Source organism: Streptomyces sp. NPDC054883 (genome assembly GCF_053610645.1).
Genome location: NZ_JBSGYT010000040.1, coordinates 52,065 through 70,002, shown reverse-complemented (window position 1 = coordinate 70,002; position 17,938 = coordinate 52,065). Strand labels below are relative to the sequence as shown.

Annotated in this window: 19 protein-coding genes; 13 read left to right on the top strand and 6 right to left on the bottom strand. The window is 72.8% G+C overall.

Going from position 1 to position 17,938, the window contains the following annotated elements; genetic code table 11:
- Positions 1-9: 9 nt before the first annotated feature.
- Genes ACWGH1_RS25905 through ACWGH1_RS25890 form a run of 4 tightly spaced genes read left to right on the top strand, consistent with a single transcriptional unit; the run spans position 10 to position 2,840 of the window.
- Positions 10-162, top strand: coding sequence for a hypothetical protein (locus ACWGH1_RS25905; RefSeq protein ID WP_453409036.1), 153 nt, complete (start codon positions 10-12; stop codon positions 160-162).
- A complete protein-coding gene (locus tag ACWGH1_RS25900; protein WP_453409035.1) occupies positions 159-818 on the top strand; it encodes a phosphatase PAP2 family protein in 660 nt (219 codons plus the stop codon). Before ACWGH1_RS25905 ends, ACWGH1_RS25900 begins: the two co-directional genes overlap by 4 nt.
- A gap of 1 nt (position 819) precedes the next feature.
- On the top strand, positions 820-1,482 hold the full coding sequence (locus tag ACWGH1_RS25895) for a response regulator transcription factor (protein WP_453409034.1): 663 nt from the start codon (positions 820-822) through the stop codon (positions 1,480-1,482).
- Positions 1,479-2,840, top strand: a complete 1,362-nt coding sequence (locus tag ACWGH1_RS25890) for a sensor histidine kinase (protein ID WP_453409033.1) — start codon at positions 1,479-1,481, stop codon at positions 2,838-2,840. The genes ACWGH1_RS25895 and ACWGH1_RS25890 overlap by 4 nt, the downstream gene beginning before the upstream one ends.
- On the opposite strand, the gene ACWGH1_RS25885 is transcribed toward ACWGH1_RS25890, so the two are convergent.
- Positions 2,821-3,636, bottom strand: a complete 816-nt coding sequence (locus ACWGH1_RS25885) for a COG4705 family protein (protein ID WP_453354746.1) — start codon at positions 3,634-3,636, stop codon at positions 2,821-2,823. The two genes, ACWGH1_RS25890 and ACWGH1_RS25885, sit on opposite strands and share 20 nt — an antisense overlap.
- A 103-nt stretch (positions 3,637-3,739) precedes the next feature.
- Between ACWGH1_RS25885 and ACWGH1_RS25880 the strand changes: the two genes are divergently transcribed.
- Complete coding sequence (locus ACWGH1_RS25880; RefSeq protein ID WP_453354745.1) at positions 3,740-4,801, top strand: sodium-dependent transporter; 1,062 nt, start codon at positions 3,740-3,742, stop codon at positions 4,799-4,801.
- Here the strand turns inward: ACWGH1_RS25880 and ACWGH1_RS25875 are convergent.
- Positions 4,767-6,047: a sensor histidine kinase gene (locus tag ACWGH1_RS25875; protein WP_453354744.1), complete on the bottom strand. Its 1,281-nt coding sequence runs from the start codon at positions 6,045-6,047 to the stop codon at positions 4,767-4,769. The genes ACWGH1_RS25880 and ACWGH1_RS25875 overlap by 35 nt on opposite strands.
- Positions 6,048-6,205: 158 nt before the next feature.
- Between ACWGH1_RS25875 and ACWGH1_RS25870 the strand changes: the two genes are divergently transcribed.
- From ACWGH1_RS25870 to ACWGH1_RS25845, 6 genes are all read left to right on the top strand, one after another.
- Positions 6,206-6,817, top strand: a complete 612-nt coding sequence (locus ACWGH1_RS25870; RefSeq protein ID WP_453354743.1) for a hypothetical protein — start codon at positions 6,206-6,208, stop codon at positions 6,815-6,817.
- Positions 6,814-7,524, top strand: coding sequence for an ABC transporter ATP-binding protein (locus ACWGH1_RS25865; protein ID WP_453354742.1), 711 nt, complete (start codon positions 6,814-6,816; stop codon positions 7,522-7,524). The genes ACWGH1_RS25870 and ACWGH1_RS25865 overlap by 4 nt, the downstream gene beginning before the upstream one ends.
- Complete coding sequence (locus ACWGH1_RS25860; protein WP_453354741.1) at positions 7,521-8,234, top strand: ABC transporter ATP-binding protein; 714 nt, start codon at positions 7,521-7,523, stop codon at positions 8,232-8,234. The genes ACWGH1_RS25865 and ACWGH1_RS25860 overlap by 4 nt, the downstream gene beginning before the upstream one ends.
- Positions 8,231-10,888: an FtsX-like permease family protein gene (locus tag ACWGH1_RS25855; RefSeq protein WP_453409032.1), complete on the top strand. Its 2,658-nt coding sequence runs from the start codon at positions 8,231-8,233 to the stop codon at positions 10,886-10,888. Before ACWGH1_RS25860 ends, ACWGH1_RS25855 begins: the two co-directional genes overlap by 4 nt.
- 23 nt (positions 10,889-10,911) lie before the next feature.
- Positions 10,912-11,649 (top strand): response regulator transcription factor, encoded by a 738-nt coding sequence (locus ACWGH1_RS25850; RefSeq protein WP_361319577.1) that lies wholly within the window; start codon positions 10,912-10,914, stop codon positions 11,647-11,649.
- Positions 11,650-11,941: 292 nt separating this feature from the next.
- Entirely contained in the window at positions 11,942-12,484 is a 543-nt protein-coding gene (locus ACWGH1_RS25845) for an ATP-binding cassette domain-containing protein (RefSeq protein WP_453355489.1), read from the top strand.
- A gap of 6 nt (positions 12,485-12,490) precedes the next feature.
- Here the strand turns inward: ACWGH1_RS25845 and efeU are convergent, their stop codons facing one another.
- The 4 genes from efeU to ACWGH1_RS25825 form a co-directional block, all read right to left on the bottom strand.
- The gene (gene efeU, locus ACWGH1_RS25840; protein WP_453355490.1) at positions 12,491-13,336 is read right to left on the bottom strand and encodes an iron uptake transporter permease EfeU; all 846 of its coding nucleotides are present in this window, start codon (positions 13,334-13,336) and stop codon (positions 12,491-12,493) included.
- A gap of 21 nt (positions 13,337-13,357) precedes the next feature.
- A complete protein-coding gene (gene efeO, locus ACWGH1_RS25835; RefSeq protein WP_453355491.1) occupies positions 13,358-14,509 on the bottom strand; it encodes an iron uptake system protein EfeO in 1,152 nt (383 codons plus the stop codon).
- Between the two features lie 153 nt (positions 14,510-14,662).
- Positions 14,663-15,601 (bottom strand): M56 family metallopeptidase, encoded by a 939-nt coding sequence (locus tag ACWGH1_RS25830; protein ID WP_453409031.1) that lies wholly within the window; start codon positions 15,599-15,601, stop codon positions 14,663-14,665.
- The gene (locus tag ACWGH1_RS25825; RefSeq protein ID WP_453354484.1) at positions 15,598-15,969 is read right to left on the bottom strand and encodes a BlaI/MecI/CopY family transcriptional regulator; all 372 of its coding nucleotides are present in this window, start codon (positions 15,967-15,969) and stop codon (positions 15,598-15,600) included. The genes ACWGH1_RS25830 and ACWGH1_RS25825 overlap by 4 nt, the downstream gene beginning before the upstream one ends.
- A 159-nt stretch (positions 15,970-16,128) precedes the next feature.
- Here ACWGH1_RS25825 and ACWGH1_RS25820 point away from each other — a divergent pair, with 159 nt between their 5' ends.
- Both ACWGH1_RS25820 and ACWGH1_RS25815 read left to right on the top strand, forming a co-directional pair.
- The gene (locus ACWGH1_RS25820; RefSeq protein WP_361319525.1) at positions 16,129-16,803 is read left to right on the top strand and encodes a DedA family protein; all 675 of its coding nucleotides are present in this window, start codon (positions 16,129-16,131) and stop codon (positions 16,801-16,803) included.
- A 346-nt stretch (positions 16,804-17,149) separates the two neighbouring features.
- Positions 17,150-17,410, top strand: a complete 261-nt coding sequence (locus tag ACWGH1_RS25815; protein WP_453354485.1) for a hypothetical protein — start codon at positions 17,150-17,152, stop codon at positions 17,408-17,410.
- The last annotated feature ends 528 nt before the right edge of the window (positions 17,411-17,938 follow it).

Below are 17,938 nucleotides of genomic sequence, written 5' to 3'. Positions count from 1 at the left end.
AGGGTCTGGGTGGGCGTGCACTACCCGCACGACGTACTCGCCGGCTTCCTCGTCGGCGCCCTCGTCGCCGCCACGGCGGCCACCATCGTCCGACGGAACCAAGACTCCTGGACGGAACGGCTGAAGCGAGGCGCGCTGCGCCCCCTCCTGGCCGGCGCATGAGCCGCGCCGGCCTCGCGCGCCGGGCCGCGTGGGTGGCCCTTACCGCTGGGGGGCTCTTCGCCCTGCTGACGGTGTGGATCGTGTGGGCCCCGGGCCACCTGCTGCCCGCTGACGCGTTCCTGCACAGCTGGTCCGTGGAGCACCGCCCGGCCGCCGTGGTCGCAGGGGCCCGCGCCCTGACCGATACCGGCACCGGCGTGATTCCCTACGCCCTGCTCCTGCTCGCGGGCCTGTACGCGGGGCGCACTATCCGGCAGCGCGCCTGGACGGCGGCGGCGCTGATGCTGTGCCTCGGCGCGGGACAGGCCCTGCGGTACATGACAATGACCCTGATCGCCCGCGCACGGCCCCCGGTCGAGGACTGGGCCGCCCACTCCTCCGGCTGGTCCTTCCCCTCCGGCCACGCCACCACCGCAGCGATGACCGCCGGGCTCCTGGTCGCCGCGCTGCTGCTGCGCGGAGACCGGACCCCGCCCAGGACGCTCGTGGTGCTGATCGGACTCTGGGGCGCGGTGGTCGGCCTCACCCGCGTCTACCTGGGGGTCCACTGGTTCACCGACGTGATCGGCGGCTGGTTCTTCGCCACCGCCTGGCTCTCCCTGCTGGCCTGCGCGTACCTGCGGCGTACGGGTGACCGGCGTCCGGCGGACGACTGACGTGAAGCAGCGCATCCTCGTCGTCGAGGACGACCACGCCCTGCGGGACGTGCTGCTGCGCGGCTTGCGCGACGAAGACTTCGACCCGGCCCCGGCGGCCGACGGCGCCGGGGCGCTGCGGCTGGCCGACGAGGGCTTCGACGGCGTCGTCCTGGACGTCGGGCTGCCCGACGCGGACGGCCGGGACGTCTGCCAGGCACTCAGGGCGCGCGGCTTCACGGCTCCCGTCATCTTCCTGACGGCGCACCGCAACCTGGCCGACCGGCTGACCGGGTTCTCGGCCGGTGGCGACGACTACCTCGCCAAGCCCTTCCACCTCGCCGAGCTCGCCGCCCGCCTGCGCGCCGCGCTCAGGCGGGCAGGGCCGCCGGCGCCCGCCGCTGCGGGCGACCTCCTGCTCGATCCGACCCGCCACACGTGCACCGTGGCGGGAGCGCCCGTGGACCTGACTCCGACCGAATTCCGGCTGCTGGCCGTGCTCATCGCCGCAGCGGGCGGGCTGGTCACCCGCCGCGACCTGGTCCGGGCCGGCTGGCCCGAGGGGGCCCAGGTGAGCGACAACACCCTCGACCAGTACCTGAGCCGGCTGCGCCGCAAGCTCCGTACCGCCGGCAGCGACCGTACGCTCGCCACCAGCCGCGGGATCGGACACCGCCTGTCATGAAACGCCCCCGCCGCCGGCTCCCGTACACCCTGCGCGGCCGGCTCTCGCTGGTGGCCCTGGCGGCCGCGGCCCTGCTGGTGATCGTGCTCACCGTCGTCTTCAACGCCGTCGTCCGCCAGCGGCTCCAGCAGCAGGCGGACGATCACCTGCACACCCGGGCGGCCGCCATCGCAGCGACCGTCGACACCTCTGGGCCCACGGCCCGCGTCGTGGAGGTGCCCAATGACGACGCGCTCGACGCCGACGTCTGGATCTACGCCGGACCAGTCCGGCTCGAGGCCCCGCCCGGCGTGGCGGCGGGCGGCCCGCTCGACCGGGCCGCGGACGCCCTCGCGGCCGGGGGCGGGCGCCGGTGCGCCACGGTCGGAGGGCGGGAGCCGGTACGCTTGTGCGTCCAGCCCGTCACCGGTTCTGAGGACGCGTCGGCCGCCGTGGTCACCGCTGTCGACCTCACGCCCTACCGCGGTTCCGCGGACACGGTGCTGTACGCCTCACTCATGCTCGACGCGGCGATCCTGGCCTGCACGTACGCGCTGACCCGACTCGCGGTGGGCCGCGCCCTGCGCCCCGTACGCACCATGACAAAACAGGCCACCAGTTGGAGCGCGCTCGCCTCCGACGAGCGGTTCGGCGACGTCCGGCGGCCCGAGGAACTCGCCCTGCTCGGCGGCTCTCTCGACGCGCTCCTGGACCGGATCCGCGCGGGGCTGCGCCACGAACAGCAGCTCACCCGGGAGCTGTCCCACGAGCTGCGCAACCCGCTCGCCCGGATCGTCGCCGAACTCGACTGGTGGCAGAGCCGGCCCCGCTCCGCCGCCGAGTCACGAGCCGCCTGCGCCGCCATCGAGGACGCCGCGCGCTCCATGCACACCATCTGCGACACCCTCCTTGACGACGCCCGCCACGGCACCGGCGCCACGCGCGGCGCCACCGACGTCCGGTCCGCGCTGGTCCGGCTTGTCGCGCAGCTCTCCCCGTGCGGGCGGGTCGAGGTCCATGTCGCCACCGGGACGGAGGGCCTGACCGCCGGCGTCCCGCAGGGGCTCCTGGAACGGGCGGTCAGTCCCGTCCTCGACAACGCCGTGCGCCACGCCCGCTCCCGCGTCGCTTTGAGCGCCCGCCGCCAGGACGCGTACATCCGCATCGAGATCACCGACGACGGGCCGGGAGTCCCGACGGACTTCGCTCCAGAGCTCTTCCGTCCCGGACGGCGGGCCAACCCCTGCGACGGACACGCCGGAGCGGGCCTCGGTCTGCCGCTCGCGCGACGCCTGGCCCGCTCCGTGGACGGCGACGTCCACCACGACGAAGCGCATCGTCACGGAGCGCTGTTCGTGGTCACACTGCCGACTGGCTGACTTGCTCCCCGTCCGTGACGTCGCGCCGGGAGACCGTGAGGAACACCACGAGGCCCAGGATCACCATGAGGAACAACGCGCTGGTGACCACGGTGCCGAAGCCCAGGCCGCCGTCCTCGACGGGCTGGGACAGGTAGTCGCCGATCGAGGCCCCCAGCGGGCGGGTGAGGACGTACACGCTCCAGAAGCTCAGTACCGCGCCCAGCCCCATGGTGTAGTGCGTGAGGGCGACCGCCGCGATGACCAGGCCGAACAGCAGGGCCGCGACCCAGTAGCCCAGGGACATCCGCTCCGCCACCAGGTCTCCGGCCGCCGTGCCCAGGGCGAAGGTGAACAGCACCGCCGCCCAGTAGAACCCTTCGCGGCGGACCGAGTCGACGCGGTAGATCGACAGCGTTCCCTCCCGCTTGAACCAGAGGGCGAAGGTGGCCGCCAGCGCCACGGCGAACACGGCCGTCGTGACCTCCAACGGCACGCCCAGGTTGTCCGTGAGGTTGTCGCTGATCAGCGTGCCTACGACACTCACCAGGACGACGACCAGCCAGTAGACGCCGGGCCGGTACGCCTTGGTGCGGAACTGCGCCACCAGCGCGATGACCAGCAGGGCCGTCATCACGAGAGAGGTCCCCGTGAGTCCCAGACCCAGCTGGGCGTTGAGGTAGTCCGCCGCGGTCTCGCCCACGGTGGTGCACAGCACCTTGATGACCCAGAAGTACGCGGTGATCTCGGGGACCTTGTTGCGCAAGGGCGCGGCGGGCGCGCGGGAGTCGGTGGCGGGATGCGTCTCGTATGTCATGGCGTGGACGGTGCCAGCCCGAGCCTGAACACATCCTGAGCACGTGGGCCGGACCGCCCGCGCCGGGCTTTCCGCCGCCGGGCCCGGGCCTACGCTCGCCGCCATGGAGACCGCTCCCCCGTCCGGACATCCCCTCGACAGGCCGCTGGGGTTCCTGCGCCGACGACTCGGCTGGGCTTCCTGCGCCGCCTATGCCGCGGCCGCCGTTCTTCCGGCCCCGGGGCTGTGGCTGCGGCACGGCCACAGCACGGCTCTGGGCGGACAGCTGTGCGTAGGCTTCAACGTCACCGAGATACTGCTGGCCGCCGTCCTCTTTGCGGCCGGGCTGCTGGCCCGTCCCCGCGCCCTGGTCCGGATGCTGCGCCGGCCCCGTGTCCTGCTGGCCGGACTGGGCCTCCATTTGGCCGCGCCACTGCTGATCATCCCCCTCATCGCCGTGGCGCTGCGCTGCTCGCCCGACTCCGACGACGGCAGTGGGATGGTGGCCGCCATGGTCCTGACGCTCGCGATGCCCGTGGCCGCCGGGGCCACGGTGTGGACGAGCGGTGGCCGGGGCGACGAACCGGCGATACTGGGCCTGGTCCTCGCGTCCGCCCTCGTCAGCCCCCTCACCGTACCGGTCACGATCGGCGCCCTCGCGCCGCTGCTGAGCGCGGAGTACGCACGGCTGCTGGCCGCCGCCGGGGGCGGCACGGGCGGCGGCTTCGCCCTCACCGGGGTCCTGCTGCCGTGCGCCGCCGGCATCGGCTGCCGCCTGCTGCTGTCCGCGCGCGCGGAGCGCACCGTACTGCCGGCGGCCGCGCTGACGGCCGTGCTCGCCGCGCTCCTGCTCACCTACGTCAATGCCAGCGGCGCGCTGGGGCAGTTCCTCAGTCGCCCCCGCCCGCTGCTCCTCCTCGCGGCGGTAGGTACCGCGGCCGCCGTGTGTGTCCTCTCCTTCGGATGGGGCCGCTGGTGCGCCCGCGCCCTGCGTCTGGGCACGCCCGCAGGCATGTCCGTCACGCTGGCCTGCGGCATGAGCAACAGCAGCGCGGGCGCCGTGCTGATCACCACCGCGATGCCGGACCGGCCGCAGATCCTGCTGCCCGTCCTCGCGTTCGGCCTCCTGCAGAAGCTCGCCGCGAACCGGATCACCTGTCGCCGTCCAGTGGCAGCAGCAGGGTGAAGCGGGTGGGGGCGGTTCCGGACAGGGAGAGGCGCGCTCCGGCGGCCTCGGCCAGCTCCCGCGCCAGCGCCAGCCCGATGCCGGAGCCGTCTCCGATTCCCCGTTCGAAGATCGCCCGGGCGTCGAGGACGGCGGTTCCCTCGTCGGCGACGTCCAGCGCGAGCGCGGTTCCCAGGTCGCGCAGGGTCAGCGAGACGCTTCCGTCGCCGTGGCGGTGGGCGTTGTCCAGGAGGACGTCGAGGATCTGGTCGGTGGTGCGACCGGGCGCGGGCAGGTGCGCCGACTCCGGTTCCCACACCACGTTCAGGCGGCGGCCGTCGCGGGCGAGCACGCCGTGCCACCGGCGCTCCACCCCCTCCAGCAGATCACCGACCCGCTGCGCGGAGGCGGCCGTGGCCGTACCGGAGGTCGCCAGCCGCAGCACTTCGTCGATGGTGCGGTCCAGGTGACGTGAGTGCTCCGCCGCCTCGGCGAGCGCGGCGCGGGGGTCCGCCTCCGGGTCGGCCAGAGCCGCTTCCAGGCCGAGCAGGAGTCCGGTCAGGGGAGTGCGCAGCTGGTGGGAGGCGTTGGCGGTGAAGTGCCGTTCGCGTTCCAACATCCGTGCCAGACGTCCGACCATCGCGTTGTGGGCGCGCGCCACTTCGTCGATCTCGATGATCGTGCTGCGTGCGGCGCGCGCCGTCAGATCGCCGTCGGCGATGGCGAGCGACGTCCGGGCGAGGGCCTCCAGTGGGGAACTGAGTGCGGACGCCTGCCGGCGGGCGACGACGACCGCCGCACCCAGCGCCAGCAGACAGACCCCCAGCAGGGCCGCCCAACCCCACAGCACCCGTGCCCACACGCCGCGTGAACCGGTCGAGGCACGGACCGCCCCGATGACCCGCTCACCGCTGGAGACGGGTACGACGACGACGAGCTCGCCGTCGGACTGCTGCTGGGCCACGCCCCCGTCCAATGCCTTGCGGACGGTGGTTCCGCCGGTCGCGGGCCCCGCCCCGGAGAGCAACCGGCCGGCCGGGTCGTAGAGGCCCAGCCGCACTTCGCCCTGCACGCCCGGCAGTTCCACCGGGTCCCCGGAGCCGAACTCGGGCCCGACGCGTACGACGGCGGCCATGGCGGCCCGTTCCAGTTCCCCGCCCTCATCGGCGTAGAACGTGAACCGGATCGCCACGGCCAGCGGCACGGCGAGCAGGAGAAGGGCCACAGCCGCCGCCACCAGGGCCACACGGACCACGCGCGCTCTCATGCCGCCCATCATGAGGGTGGCGGCGGTGCCGAGGGCGGCTTCCACGGCCGACGGCGGGTTTTACCGTCCTCTCACCCTGCCCGGGGCGGGAGCTAACCGGCCTCTGCCTAGTGTCGTGGACAGAGCAGTCAGCCCTCCTGCGAAGGAGCACGAGGACCATGCGCCTCACCTATGCCCTCCCCTTCCCCCTGATCTCCCTCGTGGTGGTCGGCGCCGCCCTGGCTGGATGCGGCAAATCCTCCGACACCGCCGCTCCCCGGCCGGCCGTCTCGGCCACCGCGCCCGCGCCGGCCGAGTCGAACCCGGCCGGCGACATCCCCGACAACCAGGCATTCGTCGCCTACCACTCAGACCGGGGCGGCTTCACCGTGAAGGTTCCCGAAGGGTGGTCCCGTACGGACGCGCCCGACGGCGGGGTCAGCTTCACGGACAAGCTCAACCGGATCGAGATCCTCGCCTCCCCCGCCACCACGGCGCCCACCCCGCAATCCGTGCACGCCTCCGTCCTGCCGGTGCTGCGCAGGCACGTGCCCGGTTTCGCTGCGGGCCAGGTCTCCACGGCGTCCCGGCCTGCGGGGCAGGCCGTCCTGATCACGTATCAGGGCAACGCTCCCGCTGACCCCGTGACCGGCAAGGTGGTACGCGACTCCTTCGAGCGGTACGTCTTCTTCCACGCCGGACGCCAGACCGAACTCACCCTCTCCGGCCCGGTCGGGGCCGACAATGTGGACCCCTGGCGGACCGTCACCGACTCCTTGAGGTGGTCATGACGGCCTCGGCCGAAGCCGCCCCCGATCTGCTCACCGCCCGCGACCTCTACCGCTTCTACCGGTCGGGCGACGAGGAGACCCTCGCCCTGCGCGGTGTCGCCCTGCGGCTGCGACGCGGTGAGAGCGTCGCCGTCATCGGACCGTCCGGATCGGGCAAGTCCACCCTTCTCACCTGCCTGGCCGGACTCGACGAACCCGACGGCGGCGTCGTCCACGTGGGCGGTGAGCGCCTCAGCCACCGTCCCGAGGCGGAGCGGGCCCGCCTGCGCGCCCGTCACATCGGGATCCTGCTCCAGTCCGGGAACCTCCTCGCCCACCTCGACATCGGCGCCAACATCCGGCTCGCCCGCACCGCCGCCACCCGCACCAAGGCCCGTCCCGGCGCCCGCGGCCCCGCACGGCCCGGCACGGCGGAACTCCTCGATCGGGTCGGGCTGGGCGGCCGCGCCCGCGCCCTGCCCGGCGAACTCGCGGGCGGTGAACTCGCCCGTGCGGGGCTGGCCGTGGCCCTGGCCAACGACCCGGAGGTGTTGCTGGCCGACGAGCCCACCGGAGAGCTCGACGGGGCCGCCGAGCAGCGGATCCTCGGTCTGCTGCGAGAGCGGGCCCGCGCGGGGGCCGGCGTCCTCTTCGTCACGCACAGCACGCAAGCGGTCAAGATCGCAGACCGGGTCGTCCACCTGCGCGACGGGAGGGTCCGGCCGTGACCGCCCCCGACGAGGTCCTCGTACGCTGCCGGGGCGCGGCCCGCACCTACGGGACGGGGGCCGCGGCCGTGGTCGCGGTCCACGGCGTCACCTGCGAGGTCCGCAGGGGCGACCGCATCGCGATCACCGGACCGTCCGGATCCGGCAAGTCCACCCTGCTACACCTGATGGCGGCCCTCGAGCATCCCACCGCAGGTCACGTCACCTGGCCGGGCCTTGCCCGCGGCCCCGTACCCGACGAGGTGGGGGTCGTCTTCCAGGGGCCCAGCCTGATCCCCGCACTGAACGTCGTGGAGAACACCGCTCTCCCCCTCGTTCTCGCCGGCCGCGCACAGGGGGTCTCCCGACGGCGCGCCCTGGACTGCCTCGCCCTCGTCACCGCCGCCGACCTGGCGGAGAGGCTGCCCGAGGAACTGTCGGGCGGCCAGGCACAGCGGGTAGCCGTCGCCCGGGTACTGGCCTCGGAACCTCGTCTGATCCTCGCCGACGAACCCACCGGTCAGCTCGACCGGGCGACCGGCCGGCACGTCGTCGCCGTGCTGCTCGCCGCCGCGGACACCCTCGGTGCGGGGCTCGTCGTCACCACCCACGACCCCACCGTGGCCCGTCGGCTGGCGGAGCGCTGGACCATGCACGACGGCCGCCTGTGGACCGGCACCGGCCCGCACACCGGCGTGACCACGGGCGTCCGGGAAGAAGCAGGCTCATGATCGTCGGGTGGGTCTCGGGACTCCTGCGCCACCGCACCGGACGCCTGGCGGCCACCGCGGCGGGCATCGCCCTGGCCGTCGCCCTCGTCGCCGCCCTGGGCTCGTTCCTGACCGCCTCGAAGTCCACGATGACGGCCCGCGCCGTACGTTCCGTGGCCGTGGCCTGGCAGGCGCAAGTCCAGCCGGGCGCCGACCCGGCCGCCGTCCTGACCGCCGTCCGGGCCGCCGACGGCGTACGCGGCGCCGAGCCCGTCGGCTTCGCCCACAGCACCGGCTTCCAGGCCACCGGGGCGGGCAGCACCCAAAGCACCGGACCGGGCGTCGTGCTCGGACTCCCCGCCACCTACCGGCAGACCTTCCCGGGCGTTGTCCGGCCGCTCACCGGCTCCGCCACCGGGGTGCTCCTCGCCCAGCAGACCGCCGCCAATCTGCAGGTCGCCCCGGGCGACACCGTCACCATCGGCCTGCCCGGCACCGGACCCGCACACGTCACCGTCGCGGGGGTCGTGGACCTCCCGCAGGCGGACTCGCTGTTCCAGAAGGTCGGCGCCCCGCCCCAGTCCCAGCCGGCCGCCCCGCCCGACAACGTCGTGCTCCTGCCCGAGGCGCTCTTCGCCCGCCTGACCGCACCCGTCGCGGCCGTCGACCCGGCCGCCGTCACCACCCAGATCCACATCGCCCGCGACGCGTCCCTGCCCGCCGACCCCGCAGCCGCCTACACCGCCGTCACCGCCGCCGCCCGCAACCTGGAGGCCCGCACCTCCGGCGGCGTCGTCGTCGGGGACAACCTCGGCGCCGCGCTCGACGCCGCCCGCAAGGACGCCCTCTACGCCCAAATCCTCTTCCTCTTCCTCGGCGTCCCCGGCGCCGTCCTCGCCGCTCTGCTCACCGCCGCCGTGGCAGGTGCGGGCACCGACCGCAGACGCCGGGAACAAGCCCTTTTGCGGACGCGCGGACTGCGGCCCCGTCAGGTGGCCTCCCTGGCCGTCGCGGAAGCCGCGGTGGTGGGCGTGGCGGGAGGCATGGGCGGAGTGGGTGTCGCCGCGGCGGTCGGCCGGGCCGCCTTCGGCACCGCCTCCTTCGGCGCGAGCACCGCCTCCACCCTGGCCTGGTCCGCCGTCGCGCTGCTCCTGGGGCTCGCCGTGGCCGGCGCGGCGGTGCTGTGGCCGGCCCTGACCGATCTGCGCACCGGCACGGTCGCCCGGGCCCGGCGCGAGGTGGGCCGGGCCCGGGCCCCCCGGTGGATGCGCTTCGGTCTGGACTTCGTCCTCCTCGCCGTCTCCCTGCTGGTGTTCAAGGCGGCAAGCGGCAATCAGTACGCCCTCGTGCTGGCCCCGGAGGGCGTGCCGAGCATCTCGGTGTCCTACTGGGCCTTCCTGGGGCCCGCGCTGCTGTGGCTCGGCGGTGCGCTCCTGGTGTGGCGCCTGGCATACCTGTTCCTGGCGCACGGCAGGCGGCCCCTGGCCGCCCTCGCCCGCCCGCTCACCGGTACGCTCGCCGCGACGACAGCGGCGAGCATGTCCCGCAGACGGCGGCCGCTGGCCCGCGCGGTGGTCCTGGTCGCACTCGCCCTGTCCTTCGCCACCTCCACCGCCGTCTTCAACGCCACCTACCGCCAGCAGGCCGAGGTGGACGCCCGTCTGACCAACGGCTCCGACGTCACCGTCACCCAGTCTCCCGGCGCCCACGTCGGTCCCGGTGCCGCCTCCGCCCTGAAGGTGGCGGGCGTGCGGCACGTGGAACCGCTCCAGCACCGCTTCGCGTACGTCGGCGCCGACCTCCAGGACCTGTACGGCGTCCGGCCCGCCACCATCGCCTCCGCCACCTCCCTCCAGGACTCCTACTTCGCCGGCGGCACCGCCCGCGCCCTGATGACCCGCCTCGCCGCCCGCCCCGACGCCCTCCTGGTCAGCGAGGAGACCGTCAAGGACTTCCGTCTCACTCCGGGCGACACGGTCAACCTGCGTCTCCAGGACGGCCGCACCCATGCCTTGCGCACGGTGCCCTTCCACTACGCCGGCGTCGTCAAGGAGTTCCCCACCGCCCCCAAGGACAGCTTCCTCGTCGCCAACGCCGACTACGTGGCACGCAGTACGGGCGACGACGCCGTGGGCGCCTTCCTCCTGGACACCGGTGGCGCCCGCCGGCACGAGGTCGCGGCCGGGTTGCGCCACCTGCTCGGGACCACCGCCTCGGTGACGGACCTCGCGCAGACCCGCTCCACCGTCGGCTCCAGCCTCACCGCCGTAGACCTGGCCGGGCTCACCCGGATCGAACTCGGCTTCGCCGTCGTGCTGGCCGCGGCGTCCGGCGGCATCGTCCTCGCCCTGGACCTGGCGGAACGGCGGCGCACCTTCGCGATCACCACCGTCCTCGGAGCCACCCGTCGCCAGCTCCGCGGGCTCGTCCTGGCGGAAGCGGCCGCGCTGACGGCCGCGGCGTTCGCCGGGGGCGCCCTCGTCGGCTGGGCCCTGTCCGGGATGCTGGTAAAGGTCCTCACCGGTGTCTTCGACCCGCCCCCGGCCGGCGCGGCCGTCCCGTGGAACTACCTCGTCCTCACCGCCGCCGCCACCGTCACGGCCCTCGCCGTCGCCGCCGTGAACGCCGCCCGGCGCTCCACCCGCCCGCCCGTCGAGGAACTGCGCGAACTGTGAGGCGTACGCCTACGCTGCTGACCATGCCCGCGCGCCAGGACCGCAGCTCCGCCCCCGTCCTCCTCGTCATCGAGGACGACCACACCATCGGACGGCATCTCGAGACCGGACTGCGGGCCCAGGGGTACGCCACCACCTGGTGCCGCACCGGCAACGGCGGCCTCACCGCCGCCCACGCCGCACCCCCGGACGTCGTCCTGCTCGACCTCGGACTGCCGGACGCCGACGGCATCGACATCGCCCGCGAGCTCCGCAGCCGGTACCCGGAGCTGCTGCTCGTCATCCTGACCGCCCGCACCGACGAGATCGACGTCATCGCCGGTCTCGACGCGGGAGCCGACGACTACCTCGTCAAGCCCTTCACCCTGTCCGTGCTGCTGGCCCGGCTCCGCGCCCACCTGCGCCGGCTCCCCGCCGGTCAGGACGACCGGGAGACGACGTACCGGATCGGCAGCCTCCTCCTGGACACGCGGGCCCGCCGGTGCACGCTCGGCCACGTCGAGGTCCCGCTGCGCCCCAAGGAGTTCGACCTGCTCGCGGTGCTGGCGCAGCACTCGGGGACCGCCGTGTCGCGCGAGGACCTCATGGCACGGGTGTGGGACGAGAACTGGTTCGGTCCGACGAAGACGCTGGACGTCACCCTCGCCTCGCTGCGCCGCCGTCTCCAAGCGGCGGCCCGAGAGGCCGGACCGCCCGTGGAACCGCCGAGCGTATCCACCCTGCGCGGCTACGGATACCGCCTCGAAGCGGACCCCGGCTGACCGGGCCCGCACGCAGGCCTGCACCGGGATTCCGGGGCACCGGGCGGTGCGGAGCCGGGGCTTTACCGTCCTCTCACCATGAGCGGGCAGGGCGCTAACCGGCCACTGCCCAGCGTCGGAGGAGACCCGCGGTTCCGTTCCGCCTCCCGAAAGGCGCCATGATCATGCGACGCACCCCCGCCCCGGCCCGCGCGCCCTCCGCGGAGCGGCGAGCCGTCCTCGCCGTCGATGCCCCCCAAGTCTGCAGGTCCGACCGCCGGGTCGACCGGCCGGGCCGTGGAGAGGTCCTGCCGTGACCACCGCGGACACCCTGCTCCTGCGCTGCCAGGACGCAGCCCGCACCTACGGCCACGGACCGGCTGCCGTGGTCGCCGTGAACAGCGCGACCTGCCAGGTCCACGTGGGTGACCGGATTGCCATCACGGGCCCTTCGGGCTCAGGTAAGTCCACCCTGCTGCACCTGATGGCAGACGTCGAACAACCCACGGCCGGAGAGATCAGCTGGCCGGGATTGCCCCGGGTACCGGCACACGGACAGGTCGGCGTCGTGGGCCAGGGCCTCACCCTGGTCCCCGCGCTGAACGTGGCGGAGAACGCCGCGCTACCCCTCGTGCTGGCCGGCGTTCCCAGGGAACGGGCGCGACAGAGGGCCCTGCACTGCCTCTCCGTGGTGGCGGCCACCGACCTGGCCCACAAGATGCGGCCGCGGGCGTCGGCCCGTTCGCGCGGCATGCCGCCCAAGGCATCGTTGAAGGTGCGCTCGACGCTCGCGCGCGCCCGGCCGCTCCCCCGCCCGCTCCGTTCGGCCAGCCGGCAGCCCTCTGCCCCGCCGTAGCTGCTCCTATTCTCCTGCCGGCACCCCGGCGGCCTGCGCCCGGGGGACGGACGGGGACCGTTCTGGAGTAAGGAAGAAGGCCATGACCGGAACCAGGTAGAGGCCCCACACGCTCACCTGGAGCACGGTGGGGTCGGGCTGGAAGTTGAAGACGCCCTTGAGGAGGGTGCCGTACCAGGAGTCCGGCGGGACGGTGGTGCTGATGTCGAAGGCCAGGCTGTGAAGGCCGGGCAGGATGTCGGCTTCCTGGAGATCGTGGATCCCGTAGGCGAGGACGCCGGCGGCGACCACGACGAGCATGGCGCCGGTCCAGCGGAAGAACTTGGCCAGGTTGATGCGCAGGGCGCCCTTGTAGAAGAGCCAGCCCAGCACGACGGAGGTGGCGAGCCCGAGGAGGGCCCCGACGAGGGGGCGGACGCCGTCACCGGTGGCCTGGACCGCGGTCCAGATGAACAGGGAGGTTTCCAGGCCCTCGCGGCCGACGGCGAAGAAGGATGTCACAACGAGGGCACCGGTGCCGACGGCGAGTGCGGCATCGAGCTTGTCCTGGAGTTCGCTCTTCAGGTGGCGGGCGGTGCGCCGCATCCAGAACACCATCCACGTGACCAGGGCGACGGAGAGCACGGACAGGGTGCCGCCGAGGGCTTCCTTGGCCTGGAACGTGAGGCTGGAGGAGCCGAACTGCAGGAGGGCGCCGAAGGCGAGGCTGAGGGCGACGGCGGTGCCGACGCCGGCCCACAGGGGCAGAAGCCGGCGGCGGTTGCCGGTCTTGACGAGGTAGGCGACGAGGATGCAGACGACGAGGCTCGCTTCGAGACCTTCGCGCAGTCCGATCAGGTAGTTGCCGAACATGGGTGGCTGTGTCCTTCCGGACTACTTGACGACGGCGGCGGCGAGCTTGGACAGGGGTTCGGCGAGTGCGTTCACCGCGTCGGAGAGTTCCTTGCGCTGCGGCTCGGCGACGGTGTCGTAGGAGGCGTACTGATACCCACTCGCGCCGTAGCGGTACTTGTCCAACAGCGTGGTGAGAGACGCGAACTGCCCGTCGAGATCGTTGACGAGTCGGGGGGCGTTCTTCGCGGCGGCGGGCTTGAGGAGCTCATACGCCTTCTGGGCACCTTCGAGGTTGCCCTTGAAGTCCGCCAGGTCGGTGTGGGAGTAGCGGTCCTCCTCGCCGGTGATCTTGTTGCGGGAAACCTCGTCGAGGAGTTCCTTGGCGCCGTTGGCCATGGAGGTGGGGGTGATTTCGGCGGTGCCGACCCTTTTCACCCAGTCGTTCAGGTCGGTCATGAGCTGATCAGCCAGTTCCTTCTCCCGGTCGCCGATCTTGCCGTCCCGCCACAGCGCCTTCTCCAGGCGGTGCCAGCCGATCCAGTCCTGCGCCGGGTCCTGGCCCGCCTCCAGGCCGTCCTCGCGGACATCGACCTTGGGGTCGATGTCGCCGAAGGACTCGGCGACCGGCTCGGTGCGCTCCCAACCGATGCGCGAGGGGGCGTAGAGCTTCTTCGCTCCTTCGAGGTCGCCGGCTTTGACGGCGTCGGCGAAGGCCCGGGCCCGCGGGAGGGTTTCCTGTGCCTGTTCGAGGACGTAGGAGCGGTAGGCGGCGAGCGCGCCGTCCGCCTCGGGGCTCCGCTTGGTGGCCGCGTTCTGTCCGGTGGCGGTGACGTTCCGGCGGATGCCGTCGCCCTTCATACCGGGCTTGCAGGCGATCTGGTAGGCGCCCGCCTTGACTTCGGCGGTGATGGTGGCCTTGGTACCGGGGCCGATGTTCTCGCGTTCCGCCGCGATCCGGTCGTCCGGGAACAGGACGTACACCTCGGTGACTTTGGAGCCCGTGTTCTCCACGTCCAGGGTGAGATGTCCGGCGGGGAACTCGGCCTTGGAGACGTCGCAAGCCGAGTCCGAGGCCGTCACCTTGATCGCTTCATGCCCGCCCGCGGGCTTCTGCGCACACCCCGGCAGTGAGACGACGGCCGCAACGACGCTGCTCACGCCGAGCAGCAGGCGGCGATGGCTCGCGGACATGGGGCCTCATTTCGCGCAGGGGACGCAGGCAGCAGGGCATCATGCCCGGCCGCCGCGGAGTCTACTCAAAAGTAGACAGTAAGGAAAGCCTGCCCTTAGTAATGGGTCACCGCAATCACGGGGCGGAAAGACCACCGGGAGGAGTCCCCCAGCTCAGCCGGAAGGACACTCGCCCTGGGCGATCTCGACCCCCCGGTGCAACCAGACGGCCCCGGCCACGGAGGAGGCGCCCGCCGCCGTACACAGCAGAGCCATGGCAAGCACGGCGGGTGCGATGCGCCTGACGGGTGCCTGGCCCAGCAGGGCCCGCACCCGGGCCGGGACGGGTCCGGTGACCGCGCCCGCCACGAGCACGGACCGCCCGGGTCGACCGGCACCGTGGGTAGTGGCCAGCGCTGCGCGCCCCACGGCGTGCGCGGCGAGGGTGCGGCTGCCGGTGGCGCGAGCGGCTGATTCGTCCGCCACCCGCTCAGCGGCATAAGACACCTGGGGGACCACGGCGGCCAGCGCAGGGTGGCACCAGCCGGCCAGCTGGGCAACGGCAAGGAAGAGATGATGGCGCGCGGCGAGGTGCGCGCGTTCATGGGCCAGCAGAACCTCACCCTCGCGGGGGTCCAGGGAGCGCAGCATGCCGCTGGTCACCACGACCCGGCCCGGGCCCGCCAGACCGGGCAGCGCATAGGCATCCGGGCGGGGGTCGTCCAATACGCACACCCCTGCGACGTGCGGGAGGTGGGCGACGGCGCCATGGGCAATGCGCAGGCGCCTCACCTCGCAGAGGCCACGCCGGACCACGATGACGCCGGTGGCCCCGAGGATCCCGGCTGCCAGGGCGGAGACGCCCAGCGTCACGTCCGCCGGTCCGGCACGGAGCGGCTGGGTCAGGTGCACGAGCGCGGCCACGGGCGGGATCGTCAGGGCGAACGGCAGCAGCAGCACTCCCAGGCACGCCACGACCCCGACGGCGAGCACCCCGGCGGCGGCGGTGATCGCCCACAGGGCAGCCGCGGGCCTCACCCGGCCCGCGGCGCGCCGGGCCAGCGGCGGCAGGATCCAGGGCAGGAGGAGGGGGACCAGCAGCAGGGCGATCATTGACCGCCTCCCTCCAGGAGCCGCCTGAGCTCTGCCTCGTCGTCGACGCTGAGCCCCTCGACGAACCGGGCCAGGACGACGCTGCGGTCGCCGTCCTGGTCGAGCTCACGGTGCATCCGGCGAGCGGCGAGGCCGTGGGCATCGGCGACCGGGAAGTACACGAAGCTCCGCCCGCCCGGCCTCCGGTCGATGACACCCTTCTCGTGCAACCGGGCGAGCAACGTCGCCACCGTGGTCCGGGCCAGAGGTTGCGGTATCGCGGCTCTGACCTGCGCCGCGGACTGCGGCCTTCCCGCCGCCCACAAGGCCGCCAAAACGCTGGCCTCCAGCTCGCCCGCCGGCCGACGTTCGCTCGCGCTGCCCGTCATGGAAAACCTGCCTCCCACTAGATCGTCTACAGTGAGGTAGACCGACTACTGTTTTGTAGACACCGAGGTGGGTGAACCGCGCCGGCGGCGGGTCCGGGAACCTCTTCGTCTTCGGCGGTGAGCCCCACCACCGCCACCATTATCGACGGGACCGCGCCCATGCCCCTTGCACACCTCGCCTCAGCACCGCCGGTGCAGCTCGCCGTGAACCTCCTCGACGCCCAGTCCCTGCTCGCCGCGTTCGGGACCATCGGCATCGCGGTCATCCTGTTCGCCGAGACCGGCCTGCTCGTCGGGTTCTTCCTGCCCGGCGACTCGCTTCTGTTCACCGCCGGACTTCTGTGCACGGGCTCAGCCGCCTCTCCGGGGCACCTGTCGCTGCCCTGGGTCCTCCTCGCCTCTGCCATCGGCGCCCTGGCCGGCGCACAGACCGGCTACCTGCTGGGTCGCAAGGCCGGGCCCGCCTTCCTGACCCGGACGAAGTCCCGCAAGATCGGCGAAGGCGCCGCCCGGGCGGCGGAGATCCTGCATCGCTACGGGTACGCGAAGGCCATCGTCCTGGCGCGCTTCATGCCCATCGTGCGGACCGTGCTGAACCCCCTCGCCGGAATCTTGAACGTCCCGGCCCGCGCGTTCGCCCTCTGGCAGGTTCTGGGCGGCCTGCTGTGGACCACCGGACTGGTCCTCGCCGGTTACGCACTCGGCGCGTCCGTGCCAAACGTCGACCACTACCTGCTGCCGATCATCGCGGTCATCGTCGCCGTATCCCTCATCCCGGTCGCGCTGGAGGTCCTCCGCGCCCGCCGCGCGGGCAGCACCGACGGCGGCATTTGACGCCCCGCCCGGTACCGTGGCGCCGGCACGACGAAGTCGGCCAATCGCGGCGGAACAAGTCATCGCCATCTGCCGCGGACCGCCCGGCAGCCCGGGCGGCTGGGACGGTGTCGATGGCGTCTGAGCGCAGCGGTGTGCCCAGCGGGCGAGTCTCGATGCGCTGGAGCGCCTGCCAACGGAGCGGGATGAGTTCGGGCGGCTACGTGCGGGGCCTGGCGCTCGGCCACCCACTGCGCGCAGGGCGTCAGCCTCCGGCCGGGCGTCCGCCACTCCACGCCTCGTCGACGAGGTCGGTGGCCTTGTCGAGCAGGTACCGGTCGTGGATCGCTCTTTTCTGTGCACCGACGTGATCGGCCACCACATCGCCGCCGAAGCCGCCCACCGCGGCCATCACGGCACCACGAATTCGCTCGACCACGACGAGTGGCAACAGGCAGGGGTCTTCGACCGGCTGCACCGCATCCTGCTCAGCGAGCTGAACGCGGCCGGCGAACTCGACTGGTCGCGCGCCTGCGTGAATGGCTCCTCCATCCGCGCGAAGAAGGGGACGCCGACACCGGCCCCGCGTCGGCCGACCGGCGGAAGACAGGCAGAAAACACCATTTGATCTGCGACGGACGCGGCATCCCGCCGAAAGGCATCACGGCCGCGGCGCACGTCAACGGCGTCACCCAGACACTCACCCTGGTCGACGCGATCCCACCCGCCGTGGACCAACCCGCACGTCCCTGCCGACGTCTCGAGGCCCTGCTCGGAGACATGGGGCGACGACTCCAACTCACACCGCGATGCGCTGCGCAAGTGCCGGATCCTGCCGCTCATCTCCCGCAGAGGCGCCCCGAGCATCAGGTCATGGGCACGCTCCGCTACATGGTGGAACAGACCTTCGCCCTGCTCCACCACTTCAAACGCCTCACCGTCCGCTGGGAACGCCGCCCCCAACTCCAGGACACCTTCGCCCCCCTCGCATGCAGCCGCACCTCCCGGCGACGCCCCAAAAGGCAGAATTCACGAGCGTGTTACGAGCTCTCATGTCCTTTTCGAATCAGCTCAGGACGACAGATTTCACAGGCTCCTCGCTGGGCCTGCACCTCGCTCCGAGGGACGGACTGGACATCATGGATCTCGTCTCCTC

Coding starts and splice junctions, on each gene's coding strand:
- ACWGH1_RS25825 (WP_453354484.1), bottom strand. CDS start 15,969: ATGACGGGCAGCGCGAGCGAACGTCGGCCGGCGGGCGAGCTGGAGGCC.
- efeO (WP_453355491.1), bottom strand. CDS start 14,509: ATGTCCGCGAGCCATCGCCGCCTGCTGCTCGGCGTGAGCAGCGTCGTT.
- ACWGH1_RS25890 (WP_453409033.1), top strand. CDS start 1,479: ATGAAACGCCCCCGCCGCCGGCTCCCGTACACCCTGCGCGGCCGGCTC.
- ACWGH1_RS25865 (WP_453354742.1), top strand. CDS start 6,814: ATGACGGCCTCGGCCGAAGCCGCCCCCGATCTGCTCACCGCCCGCGAC.
- ACWGH1_RS25900 (WP_453409035.1), top strand. CDS start 159: ATGAGCCGCGCCGGCCTCGCGCGCCGGGCCGCGTGGGTGGCCCTTACC.
- ACWGH1_RS25855 (WP_453409032.1), top strand. CDS start 8,231: ATGATCGTCGGGTGGGTCTCGGGACTCCTGCGCCACCGCACCGGACGC.
- ACWGH1_RS25885 (WP_453354746.1), bottom strand. CDS start 3,636: ATGACATACGAGACGCATCCCGCCACCGACTCCCGCGCGCCCGCCGCG.
- ACWGH1_RS25875 (WP_453354744.1), bottom strand. CDS start 6,047: ATGAGAGCGCGCGTGGTCCGTGTGGCCCTGGTGGCGGCGGCTGTGGCC.
- ACWGH1_RS25850 (WP_361319577.1), top strand. CDS start 10,912: ATGCCCGCGCGCCAGGACCGCAGCTCCGCCCCCGTCCTCCTCGTCATC.
- efeU (WP_453355490.1), bottom strand. CDS start 13,336: ATGTTCGGCAACTACCTGATCGGACTGCGCGAAGGTCTCGAAGCGAGC.
- ACWGH1_RS25880 (WP_453354745.1), top strand. CDS start 3,740: ATGGAGACCGCTCCCCCGTCCGGACATCCCCTCGACAGGCCGCTGGGG.
- ACWGH1_RS25820 (WP_361319525.1), top strand. CDS start 16,129: ATGCCCCTTGCACACCTCGCCTCAGCACCGCCGGTGCAGCTCGCCGTG.
- ACWGH1_RS25870 (WP_453354743.1), top strand. CDS start 6,206: ATGCGCCTCACCTATGCCCTCCCCTTCCCCCTGATCTCCCTCGTGGTG.
- ACWGH1_RS25830 (WP_453409031.1), bottom strand. CDS start 15,601: ATGATCGCCCTGCTGCTGGTCCCCCTCCTCCTGCCCTGGATCCTGCCG.